The following is an 18,411-nucleotide window of genomic DNA, read 5'->3' on the forward strand; positions in this document are numbered from 1 at the left end:
TAAATTATTGTGGCTGTACGATGTAGTTTCTCCATTTGTTAAGTACAGAATCAAAATCCGTTGGCAGCGGTGCTTCAAATTCCATATATTCTTTTGTTGTCGGGTGTATAAAACCTAAAGTCTGTGCATGCAGAGCCTGTCTTGGCAATAGCTCAAAACAGTTCGCCACATATTGTTTATACTTTGTAAACGTAGTTCCTTTAAGTATCTTATCTCCTCCGTAATTCGCATCGTTAAATAACGGGTGACCAATATGCTGCATATGTGCTCTGATCTGATGCGTACGACCTGTTTCCAGCTGGCAGCTGATCAGTGTAACATAACCTAAACGCTCTAAAACTGTATAGTGCGTAACTGACCACTTTCCTTTCTCTTCATCATCATAAACATCCATGACGATTCTGTTTTTGGCACTACGGCCGATATACCCCGTAACTGTCCCACTTTCCTTGATATCACCCCAGGCCAGTGCAATATATTTCCTGGTGATGGTATGATCAAAAAACTGTTTTGCCAGTTTAGTCATTGTAATCTCGTTTTTACTGATCAGCAGCAAACCCGAAGTATCTTTATCAATCCTGTGTACCAGTCCTGGTCTGCCCTCATTACCAGGTAATTGCGGCAGCTGCTCAAAATGAAATGCCAGTGCATTAACCAGTGTACCCGTATAGTTGTTAAATCCAGGATGTACAACCATACCTGCCGGTTTATTGACAATCAGCAGGTCGGCATCTTCATAAACAATGTCCAGTGGAATATCTTCCGGATAAACTTCCGTATCCCGTGGCGGATGAGGAAATACGATTGAAATCTCATCTGCCGGTTTAACTTTATAACTAGCTTTTACTGTTGCTTTATTCACCAGTACGTTGCCTGCTTCAATCGCATTTTGAATACGATTTCTTGAAGCGTTTTCGATACGGTGCATCAAAAATTTATCTATACGCAATAAGGACTGCCCTTTATCTACAACAATATTAAAATGTTCATATAAATCCTGCTCTTCTAATTCCAGCCCGTTGTTATTGTTTTCCATTATTTACTTTATCAAATGTTATGGATAAATACGCAGTCTATCACTGATTAAAAGCTCAGATGCTATAATAATTCCATTTTACAAAACTAGTCTTTAACTCTTACATTTCTGAAAGAAAATAGGATCGCAGTGCTTAGAATCTATATTAATTTACACGAAAAGTCATTTTATAGCTTTTTTTTGACCGAACAGACTAAAAATATCCTGCCTGCTTAACCCCATAAACTTAAGCGGCCCTGTTAAAAGAATTATATTTGCTGCATGTTTACAGCATTGCACAGTCCGTTACAACAATTAAAACACACTCATTTATCTCAGCTATGGGTTAAAAGAGACGATTTGATTGATCCATACATTTCAGGTAATAAATGGAGAAAACTGAAATATATGCTGCAGGACGCTATTGCAAATAACAAACATCACCTGGTTACTTTTGGCGGGGCTTATTCTAATCACCTTGTTGCCACAGCATCCGCAGCTGCCAGATCAGGATTAAAATCAACTGCTTTTGTCAGAGGTGAAAAAGTAAATAACGAAATGCTCGTGCTCTGTTCGCTTTACGGCATGGAACTGATTTTTACAGACAGAGAATCCTATAAAAATAAAAATGTCTGTTATGCTGAATATGCAGCCAAACACACTGGCACCTACTTTATCGACGAAGGTGGTGCCTCAGCCGAGGCTGTTCAGGGTTGTGCTGAAATTATAACAGAGCTTCCGCAGGATACAGCTCATCTGTTCTGTGCAGCCGGGACCGGTACTACGGCTGCCGGTTTATGGCAGGGAATTCAACATGCAGGTCTGAAAACAAAACTTCATGTCATCCCCGTACTGAAAGGCGGTGAATTTATCAGGGAAGAAATGAGCAGCTATGTCAATACTGACCATACTGATCTGATTTTGCATACAGACTATCATTTTGGAGGATATGCTAAAACAAAACCGGATTTACTGGCTTTCATGAAGCAGTTTATTGCTGCACAGGGCATCCTGATTGATCCTGTTTATACCGCAAAAATGTTTTTCGCAATTCATGACCTTGCCCGCCATAACTATTTCGAAAAAGACGAAAAAATCATTGCCCTGCATACCGGCGGTTTACTTGGAATCATGGGAATGAAAGATAAACTATTACCATAGAGACAAATATCTTAAAAAAAATCTCAGAAAAATTTGCGTAGTTAAATAACTACACTTAAATTAGTAGTCAAATAGCTACATAATGAATTTAAGAAGAGATGTATTCCAGGCCATAGCAGATCCGACAAGGAGAGCGATACTCCTGCTGGTTGCCACCCAGTCGATGACAGCAGGCGCCATAGCGGCAAATTTCGATACAGCAAGACCAACCGTTTCAAAGCATCTGCAAATACTCACCGAATGTGAACTACTCGGGCAGGAACAAAATGGCAGAGAAATTCACTATCACATCAACGCAAAAAACATGAAAGAAGTGGCCGATTTTATAGAGCCATTCCGCAAAATGTGGGATGACAGATTTAATAAACTGGAGGATATTATGAAAAACTACATCCCAAAAAAGTAGAACTTATGGAACCAAAAACAAAGATCCATGCAGAAAACAACAAGCAGGAAATAATCATTACCAGAGGGTTTGATTTACCACTGGAATTACTTTTTAAGGCCCATGAAGAGTCAGAAATTGTAGAGCAATGGATGGGTACAAAAGTACTGAAACTAGAAAACAAACCGCACGGCAGCTGGCAATATGAAACGAGTGATGCCAAAGGAAATGTCGTATTCCGGGCTAATGGAACAATTCATGAGTTTGTTCCAAACCAGAAAATCACACGGACATTTGAAATGGAGAATACACCTTTTGCCGTCCAGCTGGAATTCCTGGAATTTGAAAAACTCACTGACGACACCAGTAAACTGACTATACATACCCTATACAAATCAGTGGCCCTCAGAGATCAGCTATTGAAGCTGCCATTTGCTCAGGGTATTAATATGGCACATAACCGGTTGCAGGATATTGTAAGCAAATTAAAATAACACATCATGACAAATAGAAACGAATTTACGGGCCCGGCAAAACGAAATAAGATTATTTACTGGGTCTTTACACTCTGGCTTGCCTTAGGCATGTTCTCAACCGGAGCAGTACAATTATTGAAAGTAAAAAAGGAAACAGATCTTATCCTCCATCTGGGCTACCCGGTCTATTTTCTGACTCTATTGGGTATCTGGAAAATTTTAGGCGTTATTGCCATACTTATTCCTAAATTCCCTTTACTAAAGGAATGGACTTATGCAGGCTTTTTCTTTGCTATGTCGGGAGCAGTATTTTCACATATCGCTATGCATGATTCGATAAATGAAATATTTCCCTCGCTGTTATTACTGGCCCTGACTTTGGTATCCTGGTATTTCAGACCGGCGGACAGAAAAATTATCTCCATAAATCAAAACTGATATGAGCAGTAATAGTCATCAAAAAGAGTTGTCCTTAGCAGTAAGAGAAGAATTACTCCACACATTGAAAACCCGTTTTGAGAAAAATATGAACCGCCATAAAGGGCTGGAATGGGTTAAAGTACAAACAAAACTGGAAGCCAATGCCACAAAATTATGGTCGCTCCATGAAATGGAAATAACCGGCGGCGAACCGGATATTGTTGATTATGACCAAAAGACAGACGAATACATTTTTTATGATTGTTCTGCAGAAAGCCCTAAGGGCCGCAGAAGTGTTTGTTATGATCGCGAAGGCCTGGAATCAAGGAAAGAACATAAACCAGAAAACAATGCTATGGATATGGCATCAGCCATGGGCATTACACTTTTAACCGAAGACCAGTACAGCGGATTGCAGAAATTGGGAAGGTTTGATACAAAATCTTCAAGCTGGATAAAAACACCAGCTGATATCAGAAAATTAGGTGGTGCACTTTTCGCTGAATATCGTTATGAAAGCATGTTTGTGTATCACAACGGTGCCCAGTCTTATTATGCTATCAGAGGATTCCGTGGTTCGTTAAGCATATAAAATTTATACCAGCAGCTCAAAAAAAAACAAAATAACGAGTATGAATCCGAAAGTTGATTTTTATTTTAACAACGCCGGTAAATGGCAGCAGGAACTGGAGAAATTAAGAGTAATTGCTCTTGACTGCGGACTAACTGAAGAGCTAAAATGGGGTGTACCTTGTTATACATTTCAGCGAAGTAACGTTATTTTAATACACGATTTCAAAGAATATTGTGCGTTTCTGTTCTTCAAAGGCGCACTGTTATCTAATGCCAACGGTATACTTATCCAGCAATCAGAAAATGTACAGGCAGCCCGTCAAATCAGATTTACCAGTATTCAGAATATCCTTGATCTGGAAGCTATGCTGAAAGCCAATATCTATGAAGCCATTGAAGTAGAAAAAGCAGGTCTAAAGGTAACGCTCAAAAAAACCGGCGAATTCCCCATGCCGGCAGAACTGCAAAACAAGCTGGATCAGATTCCAGCTTTAAAAACTGCTTTTGAAGCATTGACTCCTGGAAGACAAAGAGCCTATATTCTTCATTTTTCCGCACCCAAACAAGCCAAAACCAGGGAATCCAGAGTTGAAAAATACATGCCGCAGATTCTTCATGGAAAGGGACTGAAAGATTAACTAAAGCTCATCCTCCAGTGAACTTAGCAGGGCTTTCTTCTGTTTTAACTGAAAAATATTCCCTTCCGGATCTTCTCCGTCACATAGCCAATAATCATAGTTATCAAAAGTCTTGACATCCCTCATCTTTACATCCTGATTGATAAAGTGTGTTCTGATCTTATGAATGTCTTCTTTTATTTCGAAAACAATTTTTGTATTATTATCAAACTTGAATGTTCCTTTACTTTCGTCCAGGTATTCGTCACCAATTTTATGGAGACCTAACCTGCAATTCCCTGCTTCTAAAAGAACCCAGGAAGATTGATATTCCTCCACAAGATTAAAATTAAAAATATGGGTATAAAAAGACTTCAAGCTGTCTACATTTTGAACATAAATTATAATCGTTTCTAAGCTGAACTTTATTTCCATACTTTATTAAAATTAATGATTGCGGATTAAGGACTATTTCTCTCTTTTTTATCCCAATAAAGGTCTGATATTTTCTACATAAGCAGCAGGTTTAGCCCCTTTTTATTCCATAAATTCGCTCCGGTACACCGCAAATAAAAGGCAAACCTGTCTGAATCGTGTCACGAAAATTATCAACATCTGTGGCTAAAAAAATATTTCAGCACTAAAATCATACTTTAAACTGTTTAAAGTATGATTTTGATTTTTTCTGCCGGAATATGCCCTAAACTTGTTATTCAGGGGCATTTTACTAAATTTGGATAAACCAAAATATAAGAATTATGTACCAACTTACTGTAGCTCCTGAACAGGTTAATGAGATTTTAAGTCAGCACATTTTAGCTGACGGATTTGATCTGACCTACGACATGGGGCAAAGCCAGGGAGCATATATTTATGACTCAAAGTACAAGCGTACACTACTTGACTTCTTTACTTGTTTTGCATCTGTTCCTCTTGGATATAATCATCCGAAAATGGTTAATGATGAAGCTTTTAAACAGAGCCTTTTACAGGCTGCAATGGCTAATCCTTCAAATTCTGATGTATACACACAGCAGTACGCTGAATTTGTAAAAACTTTTGGTGCAATAGGCATCCCTTCTTATCTTCCTCATGCATTTTTTATTGCAGGTGGTGGATTGGCTGTAGAAAACGCAATCAAAGTTGCCATGGACTGGAAAGTTCAGAAAAACTTTGCCAAAGGTTATAAAGAAGAAAAAGGGTTTAAAGTCCTGCATTTTGAAAAAGCCTTTCACGGCAGAACAGGCTATACTTTAAGCTTAACTAATACGTTACCTGATAAAACGAAATGGTTTGCCAAATTTGACTGGCCAAGAGTCTCTGTACCTACAGTAAAGTTCCCGCTGGAAAATGATAATCTGGCTACAGCTATCAGTACGGAAGAATTATCAATAACCCAGATTAAGCAGGCATTTGCCGACCATAAAGACGATATCTGCGCAATTATTATTGAGCCTGTTCAATCTGAAGGAGGCGATAATCATTTACGTGAAGAATTTTTGATTCAACTACGCAGCATTGCTGATGAAAATGATGCTTTCCTGATTTATGACGAAGTACAAACTGGTGTAGGATTAACCGGTAAATTCTGGTGCCATCAGCATTACAGCGAAAAAGCCCGCCCTGATATTATTGCCTTCGGTAAAAAAATGCAGGTATGCGGTATATTGGTAGGTAACAAGGTTGACCAGGTAGAAAACAATGTTTTCCATGTTCCTTCCAGAATCAACTCTACCTGGGGCGGTAACCTGGTAGATATGGTCAGATCTACTCAAATCCTGCAGATTATTCAGGAAGATAATTTATGTGATCATGCTGCTGCAATTGGCGGATATCTGAAAGAAAATCTGGAAGATCTGGCTAAAAAATATGATAAAGTAAGCAATGTGCGGGGTAAAGGCCTGCTATGTGCTTTTGATTTCCCAAGCGGAGAGATGCGCAATGCGTTTATCCGGAAAGGTATGGAACATAATGTCATGTTCCTGGGCTGTGGCCCGCAAACTGTCCGCTTCCGCCCTGCGCTGATCATAGAGAAAAAGCATATTGATCAGGGTGTTGAAGTTATGCATAAAATATTAGCCGATTTATAAAATACAATGCGCAATAAAAAAATCAATATTTTCCTGGGTATCCTGGTTCTTGTTTTAGTAATCTGGATGCTTAAAGGCACGTTTTTTCAACCCGGAACAGGTGATCTTAAAGCTGGTTTCAAAGAGGTTGCTCATTACAGAAATGAAAATAATACCGGACCGGTTCAATATGTTTTTGCTGTAACAGTGAAGGATACAATCTGGTCGGAAATGGAAACTTACGGAAACTATAAGCCTCATCACAAAGGAGGAAATACGAAGGTTTATTATTTTATGGAAGGGACACAGGTACCCAATGAATTGGGGGCTGGAAAGGTAAACTTTGATCCGAAATTCAATAGTTCTTGTGTAGGGTTATACGAAAAAAGCCCCATAGGTTACACGAGTCTCTCTAAACAGCCATTTAAGTAAGATCTGAGGGGTTTAAGAAATAAAAAAGGCCTTATAGTATTGCAGAACTGGATTTCATCGCGAAAAGCGACGAAACATGTTCTGCAATACTATAAGGCCTTTTTTATTTTCCTAATATTTATCCTCCCTGCAAACCATCAGATTTTAACTCAATGGAATGTTTCAGATAAGCCGTGTATCTGGACATGGAGAAGAAAAAAAGAGAAAAATTAGTTTACTTGTCAGTTGCTTAATTGTTAGCCGCCTATTTTGTCAGTAGCCTAAAGTTAACCACCCTACGGATCCATAGGCTCGTCAAAATCGATTTGCAGAGACATCACATTTGGATAAAACTCCAGGTTATTATCCGATAAACGCTTACCAGTTTTATAGGGTTCATAACCCAATTCCTTAAGACAACGCTGAGGCATTATATCACTGATGTACATGCTTTGCGACTTCACCGTGACCACCAGGCCCGGTTTCTCCATCGGGATACCATATCTGAAAATGATTCGGGCAGCATTACGAAGATTAGTTGTTGTATGTCTGGCATGAGGCTCCATCAGAATAGCACTTTCGGGGATCTGTAAGACCCGCATTAAATAAAGCTTCATTTCGTTGGCTTCATTATATTTCGTCTTATAGGGATGCACCCTGCCGCCAGAAACCATAATGTAAGGAGCTACCTTATTTCTATATTGCTCTGCTGCCAGACGACAACGCAGCATCCCGCCTGCGCTTAGCTCAATATCCCGCTCTTCCGGACCTTCTCCCGGCACCAGGATCACACTATAGGGATAAACCCCGAAATCTGTCTTTTTGATTGATAAAAACGCAGCTTGATTTACCGTCCTCTCCATGGGTTCATAATCCGCAGCATCATTCCTTTCATTAATCTCCAGCGCTAATAAGGCAAACTTCATTTCAGGCTCAAAGAATAAGTTATTATTATCATTTATACTTAAAAAAACACTGGTATTCACCAGCTCCGGATAGCTTTTATCCCTGACTGAAAAACTAATAGAGTCTATTGCAGGATAATTGGCCTGCTTACCATTTACGTAAACATCAATCACATGGTTGATGGCCCTGGCATCCTGTTCCCAGGCTTTGATTAACATTTCTACAGGCTTTAGACCAGCATACAGCCCATAACAACCCGATGGGACCAGCTGAGTACTCACCATATGATCCAGTGCATTCCCCGGCATAAAATCAGCAGCCAATTGACGGCTCACTGACCCGATTTCATCAGCACTAAACTGTACAGCTCCGGTCAGACACGATATATCAGTACCGCAATTTTTTATAGCCTCCTGTATTTTTATTTTTTTATTCTTCAGCATAGCACTGAATATGGGATCTTTCTGAATCAGAGTTTTTACCGCCAGATCTTTCTGCAGCAAAGTGAGCAAATAATAGTTTTTATACTGAACTGCATTATGGGTCCGCTGAAGGACATATTGATTAGATGGCTCCTGCTGTGCAACAGCACTTAGCACCATCAGCCAACCACAAAATATCAGGAAAGGAACTTTCATAAGTCTTATTTTTGAGTTAAAGATACATGGCAGCAATCGCGATCGCTGCCACATATATTCATTGTTTTATGCCATTGCGCTCCCGGCTTTAATAACCAGTATTCTGCCAGCCATCTTTTCTGTTCACATTATCAATCTCTACCTGCGGTACCGGATACAGACTCCGGAATGCCGGAATACCAGGGAAAATTGCCGCCATCTGATTGGTTCTTACAATATCAAACCAGCGATCAGCTTCTAAAGCCAGTTCCAGTCTTCTTTCTAAATATAAAGCTGTTCTGAAATCAGCCTGTGAGGTTAACATATCAGGGGTTTTCACCGTAATCCCCGCATTGGCACGAACAGCATTTAAAGCCTTGAAAGCTGCGGCATTTCCATAAGACACCTCATTCAGGGCCTCTGCATACATTAACAGGACTTCTGCACAACGCATAACCGGAAAATCACTGCTGGTTTCATTATTTACCTGCGGCGTATTAAACTTCCCGGGACGACCACCTGTACCGGTTACTGCAACCAACGCCTTACGGTTATCTCCAGCCTCAAAAAGGGTCTGCGGCAAGTTGATAATGTTCGTGTTATTGTTATTTCTGTAACGGTTATCCTGATTTACAAACTCCTTTACACCACCAGAAAGATACTGCACTGCGAAAATGATATCCTTACTGGTCTTTAATCCATTTGGAAAAGTAGTGGTTTGTGGCACAGTAGCCAGCGTTGTTCCTGCATAGATCGCAGCTACTACGGGCTGTAAAATCGTGGCAGCCATATTGTAATTCTTCTGGTAGAGATATACTTTACCCAGCAATGCCGATGCCGCATAACTGGTCGCTCTCCCTCTCTGCGCGTCAGACCATGTGGCCGGCAGCTGTGCCGCAGCATCTGTCAGATCACTAACCACCTGCTGATAAACCTGAGCAGGTGTAGAACGACTGTTTTCCCGGGCCTCTTCTGTCTTCTGAACTTTCAGTACCAACGGTACATTACCCCAAAGACGGATCAGATTGAAATAACTTAAAGCTCTGATAAATTTCGCCTGTGCTGTAATCTGATTTTTTGAAGTCTCATTCATACTGATCGCAGGTGCTCTGTCCAGAATAATATTACAACGATAAATAGCCTTGTAATGACCCTGCCAGCTGCCTGAAAGTATATTATTTGCCGAAGTCTCTGCAAATACTTCAATCTGATTTCTCACTCCCGCACCAGAACCCGGATCATTATCAGTCAGGTTATCCCCGCGAATCTCTCCCAGGGTCAGTAAATTGTTCCCGTAAAGACTATCTGTCTGCAAAGCATCGTAACAACTGATCAAACCACCCTGAAGCCCTTTTTCATCTACATAAAATGTATTTTCAGTATAAGAGTCCATCGGTTTTAAATCCAGGAATTTTTTACAGGAAGTGGCCGTCAGCATTAAACCACCAATAAGAATGTATATATAATTTTTCATGGTTCTGATTTTATAATGTGATGTTAATACCTAATGATATGGTTTTTGAAGTCGGATAAACACCGTAGTCTTCTCCGTTTGTAGTTGCATCAGGCCTGTTCGTCACTTCCGGGTTATATCCCGAATATTTAGTGAATGTAAAAGGATTCTGCATAGAGATATAGAGTCTGAGCTTGGTCAGGGCCATCTTTTTCACAAAATCTGTCGGGAAGGTATAACCTAAAGCGATATTACGGATTCTCAGGTAAGATCCGTCCTCCACATGCCAGGTAGAAGTTGTACCATTACTGCCTTTTGACGCACGGTTAGCTCTTACGTCCTGACCACTTCCGGGATTGCTCTCCGACATCCAGCGATCCAGAGAACTCACCATATTGTTCATGTTCCCTTCTTTGTTTGCAAAATATCTGCGCGAAAGATTCAGAATCTTATTTCCATATACACCCTGCATTGACACATTAATATCCACGCCTTTGTATTCGGCAGAAGTAGCAAAACCATAAGTAAACTTTGGCAGGTAATTCCCTACAATTTCACGGTCTTTGGTTAAATCAATCACACCGTCACCATCTACATCTTTAAATTTAAAATCTCCGGGTTTAGAGGTATTCAGATCGTAATTGCCCTGGGTATCTGTATAGTGGGGGTAAGCATTAACTTCTGCCTGATTTTTAAATACACCTAAAACAACTGGCAGATAATAAGAACCGATTGGTTCGCCCACCCTGGTGATAAAATAAGCATTGGCTACAGATCCGGTTTTGATAATATCTGCATTACCTGGCCCCAGTTCTACAACCTTATTAATGTTTTTAGAGAAATTGGCATTTGCCGTCCATCTGACAGCACCGAATTGCTGTTGTGTACCTAAATTAATATCTATCCCCTTGTTGTTGACCTTTCCAATATTTTTCAACTCGGTAGAAAAACCTGTAGTAATTGGTACAGGTACATTCAATAATAAATTATTGGTATTACTGTTATATACATCAACCGATAAAGTCAGCTTATTCTTAAAAAAAGCAGCATCAAAACCAAGATTCAGCTGTGCGGTTTTCTCCCATTTTAAGTCGTCATTAGGCTGTGCAAATGGTGCAGCTCCGTTAACTACCGCAGGAATAGCACCGCCAAATACATAACCATAATTGGTCATCGCTCCCTGCGCCCCGTAATTCGGAATATTGAAATTACCTGTCAGACCATAACTTGCTCTTAATTTCAAATCAGAGATAGTTTCTGAGTTCTTCAGGAAATCTTCTTCTGATAACCTCCACCCAAGGGATGCAGAAGGGAAATAACCCCATTTATTGTTCTTCCCGAATTTGGAAGACCCGTCTGCACGTACAGAACCGGTAAATAAATATTTTCCTTTATAACTATACTGCAGTCTCGCAATACCTGAAGCCAAAGCCCACTGGGTACGCGTAGATGTCCCGTTGGTCACCAGTCCTGCACTCAGATATTCTACCTGATCACTAATAAAACCTTTGGATGCAAAAGCATAATTCCCGCTTAAATCATCTTTTTGGTTAGACCAGCCCAGTAATGCATTAATACTATGATCTCCAAGGGTCTTATTATAGTTTAAGGTTTGCTCCAGTAACCAGTTGGTCTCTTTTATCGTTCTGGACGATCCTGTTGCTTCTGACAATGGATTTCCTGCCGTATTGGACTGAGGAATAATCGAAGGCCTGAAAGTATCTTCCGAACTATTAAATAAATCAGCTCCAAGCTGGATCTTATATTTCAGATCTTTAATGATTTCCGCTTCAACAAAAGCACTTCCGGTCATCCGGTGTGAACTTACGTCATCTTTTTGCAGCATAGCCAGCGCAACCGGATTCCAGGCTTGTGTTTCACCATTACCGCTGGCAACGGTATTGTTTGGCAAAGTGGTAATCGTACCCGGACTCCAGGAATTTTGTGCAAAACTATAGCTTCCATCTGTATTATATACCGGGAAAATTGGCGAATAATGCAGAGCCGATGCTACAATCCCGCCGCCATTTACACTATAGGCACCATTCGCATTCACCCTTTTTTCATTAATGACCGATGGACTGAAATTTACACCATATCTGAATTTCCCTTTTTTCCCTTCAAGATTTAATCTGCCGCTATACCGTTTAAAACCACTGTTTAAGATAATACCATCCTGATTGAAATATTCCAGGGAAGCATAGTACTTAAGCAATTCACTACCACCGGCAGCTGAAATAGAGTGATTCTGTATCGGAGCCACTCTGAAGATTTCATTCTGCCAGTCTGTATTGGTTAAACCCTGCTGCCCCTGCAGATAGGGTAAAACTTCCTGCGGAATCACTGTATTGGTATTGTTAGCTGTATTAAACAGACGAATACCATTATTATCATTTACGTTATAATTGACCAGTGGCAAACCTAAAGCAGTATTTTTTCGGTTAATGGCTTCCATTGCATCGGTATAGGAATTATTTCTCGAATCCAGAACCATTTGCGAATACTGATAAGCATCCATCATTTTGATTTTATGAGACAAAGACTGCCAGCCGGTATAACTGTTTACGTTAATCGCAGATACGCCATTTTTACCTTGTTTGGTTGTGATCAGTACAACCCCGTTTGAACCTCTTGAACCGTAAATCGCAGCCGAAGAAGCATCTTTTAAAACTTCGATGGAAGCAATATCATTAGTGTTCAGGGTATTGATATTATCATTGGAAATCGGTACTCCATCAATTACATACAATGGACTGGATCCCGCAGTTATCGTTCCTACACCGCGGACTTTAACAGACAACGCTCCTCCAGGTGTACCAGATCCCTGCGAAACCTGCACACCGGCCATCTTACCAACCATTGCCTCGGCAGCATTACTGATTGGCTGATTCTCCAGATCCGCTGCTTTGATACTGGCAATAGAAGTCGTGACATCTTTTGCCTTCTGACTTCCGTATCCTACAATCACCACATCGGATAAAGACTTAGCATCAGGATTCAGCTGAATCAGCAGTGTAGCTTGTTCTCCTGCTTTAAGCAGGTAATTCTCTATAGTTTTGGTACTATAGCCAATATAAGAAGCGCTGATGTTATAGGGTACCCCCGCAGAAAGCCCGTTAATCACGAACTTCCCGTTCATATTCACCATGATCCCCTTTTTTTCATTGGTTTTCATATTCTGCAAAAGGATGGAAGCCCCGATTAAGGGTTGTCCCAGTTCATCTTTTACAATCCCGGTAATCTCTGATGTCTGAGCCCGGGTTTCCAGCGAGACCGCTATCAGCAGCAAGCAAAAGAACAGATGTTTTGTAAATTTTCTAAACATAATCTATAATTTTTGGTTTGATTTTTTGGCAAAAGCCTTCCCTTCACGCTTATTCAGCGTGTGAGGTAATGGTTTGTATGGTTTTGGATTTATTTTTTGCTAATCAGGTAACCTTTGGTTGTTTTGGTGTGATTTAATTTATTCAGTTCGGTTATTTCTTTCAGTATGGTAGTTATTGGTTGTGCTAGTTTCAAACTTCCTGTAAATGACATTTCCTCCAGATCGGCCGGATTATAAATAATTTTAACGTTGTAATGCTTTTGTAAGCTGGCAAATACCTCAGCTAAAGGTGCCTGTGTAAAGTTTAAAATGGTCAGCCTATCTTCCTGCTGAATCACCGGTACCTTAGTATCCATGACGCTTACCTTGTTGAGCCGGCTATTATAAACCAGTTCTCTTCCGGGCATTAAAATTTCACTGAATGATTTGACATGGTGTGTTGAATCAATACTTTTCACCCATACCTTTCCGGTATGCAGCTGCACTTTGATCAGTTTACTTTTCTCTAATGCTGTAATCGTAAAAGAGGTTCCTAAAGCCGTTGTAGATACACCTTTTGCATAGACCACAAAAGGATGTTTTTTATCTTTAGTCACCTGAAAGAACCCTTTTCCTTTCAAATAAATTTCCCGGTTTCTATTCACAAAAGGTATCGTATATCTTAACTCCCCGCCCGGATATATTTTTACAGTAGATTTATCCGGCAGGGTAAGCTGCTGATCCTGTTCAGTATAATTAACAACCGATTTCCAGTTCACCGCAATAGCCTGTTTAATATTCTGCACCTTGTTTTTAGCCAGATCAGGCTTTGGCTGATTCCTGTTCAATCCCAGAAATACCAGCCCCAGTACAGCCAGTATAACCGCCGCGGCAGTTGTGATGTTAAACCAGTTCAAACGCTTCCTTCCGGAGATGGTTTGTTTTTTTATCACCTCAAACATCTCTGCTGTTTTATGGTCAGGGATAACTGCTTCAACAGTTTCATCCCATTCATTTTTGCCTAACAAGTGCGCTGGTAAATCTTCAGTTTCATTCAAATAACTGATCACCAGTAGTTTTTCTTCTGGTGTACACAATCCTTTAAAATATTTATTCAACAGCTCTTCAGACATACGCATAATACTAATACGTTTGAATCAATGGAAAACCCGTAACGGGTAAAAAATAAATTTAAATTAATTCAGAAACCTGATCAGGAAAATAATAGCCGGGATAGAAGAATAGCTGTTAAGCTGTTTCAGGGCCAGTGAAATATGTTTTTCTACAGTTCTGGGCGAAATAGATAACTGCTCAGAAATTTCTTTATAGGAGTAGCCATGTAACCTGTTCAAAACAAAAACCTTTTTACGGGTGGGTGGCAAGACATTGAGCACCTGGTCAAGTTGCTGCCTGGTCTCAAAACTTCTATCCTGCTCATTTACTTCTCCGGCTGCTTTATGGTAATAAAGCTTCAGGTTACGTTCGTCGTTAGCCAGTTTTCTAAAATAATCAAGCAAAGTGGTTTTAGCAATTTTGAATAACTGAAGATCGATGGGATGCTCCTCAGACAGGGTATGTTTGAAATTCCATAGTTTGATGAAAGCCAGCTGTGTAAGTTCAGTAGCCTGATCTTCGGAAGCTGTTTTCTTAAAAAAATAGGCATATACTTTCTTATGCCATAGCTTAAAAACTATCTCAAAAGATACATGGTCGCCCTCTTTTATATTTTGAATATAGTTTAACATTTTTCCCCAAAACTAACCGGTCAATGTTAGCTGAACCTAAATATAGTATTAATTCTATCAGAATAACAATTTAGCATTCGCCGCATTTTAAGGGGATAAATAGGGTCACGAATAAGGCTTGAATAGTGGTTAAACCGGCATTGGAAGGGGGTTGAAAGGACCGGAGTCCTTGCAAGGTCCTTCCAACGTCCTTTCAACCCCCTCTCAAGGTCCTTCCAACACGGTTTTTGCCCCCTTCCAGGACACTGTTTTTACAGCGAAGCGGGAGTAATTATTGCTGATCTCAAATTATCAGACAGGATAGAGTTTGAGACGCTGCTGACAGTAAATTTTTCTTCTTCTCCGGAACGGCGCTATTTCTTCTCCGAAACAGTTCTATGGTCAGGAAATTCCGGTAAATGATCAGCCCTCAGTTATGTTTTAGAAAAATAACAGGCAAAAAAAAGCACCGGCTCCTTTCAGGAGTCAGTGCTTTTTTTATTCATATTCCAGGGCTGAGAAAACAGCCCCTATCTGATTTATTTCAGTAATTCTGCAAGTTTAGCGTGTAATGCTTCACCTCTTAAATTAGCAGCCACGATTTTACCTGAAGGATCTATCAGGAAGTTCTGAGGGATACCTCTAACGCCATAAAGTACTGCAGCTTCATTATTCCAGAATTTAAGATCAGAAACCTGTGTCCAGACTAAACCGTCTTTTTTAATGGCAGCTAACCAGGCATCCTTTTTACCTGGTTGATCCAGAGATACGCCAAGAATAGTAAATTTCTTGTCTTTGAATTTATTATAAGCTGCAACCACATTAGGGTTTTCAGCTCTGCATGGTCCGCACCATGAAGCCCAGAAATCAAGCAGTACATATTTACCACGGAAGCTGGATAGTTTTACAGGTTTACCATTAACGTCATTTTGTGTAAAATCAGGAGCCATCACACCTTTTGATGTAGCACGTGCAGCATCTATAGCTTTAGCGAACTCTACACCCGCCTCAGTAGCACGTACTCTATCAGAAAGTCCTTTATAAACAGGCTCTACAGCTGCTACATCAATACCTTCTTCTGCTGATTCGCGAAGGGCTAAAAGACTGAAATAAGAATCAGGATTTGCTTTAATATAAGAAGCCTGAAGTCCTTTCATTTCAGCCTGTATGGTTTCATATTTCGCTCCCAGTGAATTTCTGAAAGCCGGGTCTTTTTGCTTCTCTTCCGGAGCATCTTCAAACTCTTTGTTCAGCGCCTTTATTTTATCCAGAGGCCCTGCTATATATTTCATATAACCTGCATTCTCGTCATTTAATTTTGAGCCGGTAACCGCAACGTTTTTTACGGAATCCTTAGCAGTCAGCGTAATTGAAGCCGGTTCCAGGTAAACAATAGCATTATCTGCTAATCTTCCCAGTGTTTTCAGACTTTCGCCTTTATGAGCAACAATAACTCTTGCCATGGTAGGTCCGGCTACTTTTCCCTTAAATGCAAACGCTCCTTTGTTAACTATGGCAGAATCCATAACAGTACTTTCGCCTGCTCTGTAAGTAAGGTATACTTTTGCAGGAGCATCAAGTGTACCGATTTTTCCGTTCAATGTAAATTCTCCTGCCTGGGCAAATCCAAAAGCCGGAGTAGTCAGCAGTAGTGACAGCACTAATTTTTTCATGTATTCTGTTTTTTTTGTTTTAATATATTTAACAGCTGGCCTGGTTTAATTTAAGCCTGTTTTTCTGCTTTTCGATGTATTCAAAATTAAACCAATATATCAGTTGCAGGCCTATGTAACCAAAATATAACGGATTATTTACGCTAAACGTATGATTGATCATGTCCTGTTTAAATTCTGATGACATTTTTTTTCTTATACAAAGGCAGAAAATCCTGTTATTGCACGGCCGACAATCAGCGAATTGATTTCTTTGGTTCCCTCATAAGAATAAATTGCTTCTGCATCGGCTACGAAACGGGCCACATCGTATTCCAGTAAAATCCCGTTTCCACCCATTACTTCTCTGGCCCTGCTGACTACATCACGCGTTCGCAGCGAACAAAAGACTTTGGCCAGTGAAGCATGTTCATCAGTTAGTAAACCCTGATCCTGCAGTTGTGATAAACGGAAACACAAGGTCTGCATAGCAGTCAGATTAGACAGCATTTCTACCAGGTGATTCTGGATAAGCTGGAAAGAAGCAATTGGCTTACCAAACTGTTTACGGATTCTGGTATAAGCCAGGGCACTTTCGTAGGCTCCGCGGGCACATCCTACGGCTTGCCATGCCACTCCTGCTCTTGTCATTCTCAGCACTTTGGCTGTATCTTTAAAGGAATTGGCATTTTGCAAACGATCTTCTTCATCCACTTCACAATCTGTAAGGGTAATCAATCCGTTCTGTACAATCCGCAGCGCCATTTTATCCTGCATTTTTTCTACACTAATGCCTTTGTTTCCTTTCCTGACCAGAAAACCTTTGACTTCATTGTCATCTACATCCCTCGCCCAGATAATAGTCACATCCGAAAAAGTAGCATTACCAATCCATTTTTTCTGTCCGTTCAGGACCCATTTATTTCCTTTTCTTTTAGCGGTAGTGGTTAGGCCACCGGCTGCCGCAGACCCCACTTCGGGCTCAGTCAGACCAAATGCTCCGATGATTTTCATCTGCTGCATAGCTGGCAACCACTCCTGTTTCTGAGCTTCTGAACCCAGCAGATAAATAGACCCCATTGCCAGGCCACTCTGCACACCAAAAAAAGTAGACATCGAGGTATCGACTCTGGCCATTTCCATCGCCAGCATACCTTCCATCAAATTAGATTTACCGGGGCAGCCATAACCCTGGTAGGTTAAACCACAAATATTAAGTTCTGCTATTTTAGGAATCAGTTCGAATGGGAACTCGGCTTTCAGCCAGTAATCATTGACCAGTGGCTTGACTTCTTTTTCCAGAAATGCCCGCACTTTGAGCTGGAGCGCCCGGTCTTCGTCATTGAGTGCTGCATCGCCCAGGTGGTAAAAGTCCCCGTTAATAGGCGGAAGCTCTTTCTTTTTATGCGGGGTTCCCAGCATTTTCATTAAGCCGGAAAGCTGGGTTTCATCCAGTCCTGCAACAGAATCCACTATCTTTTTAAGATCTACTTTTTTAGACAGGGCATCCAGTTTTTCGAGATCTACACTTTGAAAGAGCGTGTAGGCGTTTTTTATTTTAGCAAATATTCCGGCCATAATTGAAGCTGTTTTAGAGGTTTAAAAGCCGCTTAAAATCAAATGGTATT

General features: G+C 40.5%; 17 protein-coding genes. 8 read left to right on the plus strand and 9 right to left on the minus strand.

What is annotated here, in order from left to right; genetic code table 11:
• Positions 1-4: 4 nt before the first annotated feature.
• A complete protein-coding gene (locus PL_RS10675; RefSeq protein ID WP_041879936.1) occupies positions 5-1,036 on the minus strand; it encodes an RluA family pseudouridine synthase in 1,032 nt (343 codons plus the stop codon).
• 261 nt (positions 1,037-1,297) lie between these two features.
• Here PL_RS10675 and PL_RS10680 point away from each other — a divergent pair, with 261 nt between their 5' ends.
• The 6 genes from PL_RS10680 to PL_RS10705 all read left to right on the plus strand — a co-directional run bounded on the left by PL_RS10680 (position 1,298) and on the right by PL_RS10705 (position 4,668).
• A complete protein-coding gene (locus PL_RS10680; protein WP_041879933.1) occupies positions 1,298-2,176 on the plus strand; it encodes a 1-aminocyclopropane-1-carboxylate deaminase/D-cysteine desulfhydrase in 879 nt (292 codons plus the stop codon).
• An 82-nt stretch (positions 2,177-2,258) separates the two neighbouring features.
• Complete coding sequence (locus PL_RS10685) at positions 2,259-2,582, plus strand: ArsR/SmtB family transcription factor (RefSeq protein WP_041879929.1); 324 nt, start codon at positions 2,259-2,261, stop codon at positions 2,580-2,582.
• Positions 2,583-2,587: 5 nt separating this feature from the next.
• Positions 2,588-3,055, plus strand: a complete 468-nt coding sequence (locus PL_RS10690) for an SRPBCC family protein (protein WP_041879926.1) — start codon at positions 2,588-2,590, stop codon at positions 3,053-3,055.
• A 6-nt stretch (positions 3,056-3,061) separates the two neighbouring features.
• Positions 3,062-3,475, plus strand: a complete 414-nt coding sequence (locus PL_RS10695) for a DoxX family protein (protein WP_041879923.1) — start codon at positions 3,062-3,064, stop codon at positions 3,473-3,475.
• A gap of 1 nt (position 3,476) precedes the next feature.
• Positions 3,477-4,049, plus strand: coding sequence for a DUF4256 domain-containing protein (locus PL_RS10700; protein WP_041879920.1), 573 nt, complete (start codon positions 3,477-3,479; stop codon positions 4,047-4,049).
• Between the two features lie 40 nt (positions 4,050-4,089).
• A complete protein-coding gene (locus PL_RS10705; protein WP_041879918.1) occupies positions 4,090-4,668 on the plus strand; it encodes a YdeI/OmpD-associated family protein in 579 nt (192 codons plus the stop codon).
• Here PL_RS10705 and PL_RS10710 read toward each other — a convergent pair whose 3' ends face one another.
• Positions 4,669-5,082 (minus strand): VOC family protein, encoded by a 414-nt coding sequence (locus PL_RS10710; protein ID WP_041879916.1) that lies wholly within the window; start codon positions 5,080-5,082, stop codon positions 4,669-4,671. It lies immediately after the preceding gene.
• Between the two features lie 323 nt (positions 5,083-5,405).
• On the opposite strand from PL_RS10710, the gene lat reads away from it, so the two are divergent.
• Both lat and PL_RS10720 read left to right on the plus strand, forming a co-directional pair.
• On the plus strand, positions 5,406-6,737 hold the full coding sequence (gene lat / locus PL_RS10715) for an L-lysine 6-transaminase (protein WP_041879913.1): 1,332 nt from the start codon (positions 5,406-5,408) through the stop codon (positions 6,735-6,737).
• 6 nt (positions 6,738-6,743) lie between these two features.
• Positions 6,744-7,148: a hypothetical protein gene (locus PL_RS10720; RefSeq protein ID WP_041879910.1), complete on the plus strand. Its 405-nt coding sequence runs from the start codon at positions 6,744-6,746 to the stop codon at positions 7,146-7,148.
• 275 nt (positions 7,149-7,423) lie between these two features.
• On the opposite strand, the gene PL_RS10725 is transcribed toward PL_RS10720, so the two are convergent.
• From PL_RS10725 to PL_RS10755, 7 genes are all read right to left on the minus strand, one after another.
• On the minus strand, positions 7,424-8,671 hold the full coding sequence (locus PL_RS10725) for a YdcF family protein (RefSeq protein WP_348621665.1): 1,248 nt from the start codon (positions 8,669-8,671) through the stop codon (positions 7,424-7,426).
• 88 nt (positions 8,672-8,759) lie between these two features.
• Complete coding sequence (locus PL_RS10730; RefSeq protein WP_348621667.1) at positions 8,760-10,124, minus strand: RagB/SusD family nutrient uptake outer membrane protein; 1,365 nt, start codon at positions 10,122-10,124, stop codon at positions 8,760-8,762.
• 10 nt (positions 10,125-10,134) lie between these two features.
• Complete coding sequence (locus tag PL_RS10735) at positions 10,135-13,428, minus strand: SusC/RagA family TonB-linked outer membrane protein (protein ID WP_041885180.1); 3,294 nt, start codon at positions 13,426-13,428, stop codon at positions 10,135-10,137.
• Between the two features lie 89 nt (positions 13,429-13,517).
• Positions 13,518-14,546, minus strand: a complete 1,029-nt coding sequence (locus PL_RS10740; RefSeq protein WP_082036018.1) for a FecR domain-containing protein — start codon at positions 14,544-14,546, stop codon at positions 13,518-13,520.
• 57 nt (positions 14,547-14,603) lie between these two features.
• Complete coding sequence (locus tag PL_RS10745) at positions 14,604-15,152, minus strand: RNA polymerase sigma factor (protein ID WP_041885183.1); 549 nt, start codon at positions 15,150-15,152, stop codon at positions 14,604-14,606.
• A 518-nt stretch (positions 15,153-15,670) separates the two neighbouring features.
• Positions 15,671-16,804 (minus strand): TlpA disulfide reductase family protein, encoded by a 1,134-nt coding sequence (locus PL_RS10750; protein WP_041885185.1) that lies wholly within the window; start codon positions 16,802-16,804, stop codon positions 15,671-15,673.
• 195 nt (positions 16,805-16,999) lie between these two features.
• Complete coding sequence (locus tag PL_RS10755) at positions 17,000-18,361, minus strand: acyl-CoA dehydrogenase family protein (protein WP_041885188.1); 1,362 nt, start codon at positions 18,359-18,361, stop codon at positions 17,000-17,002.
• Positions 18,362-18,411: the final 50 nt, after the last annotated feature.

The sequence above is a fragment of the Pedobacter lusitanus genome (assembly GCF_040026395.1).
Taxonomy (GTDB): domain Bacteria; phylum Bacteroidota; class Bacteroidia; order Sphingobacteriales; family Sphingobacteriaceae; genus Pedobacter; species Pedobacter lusitanus.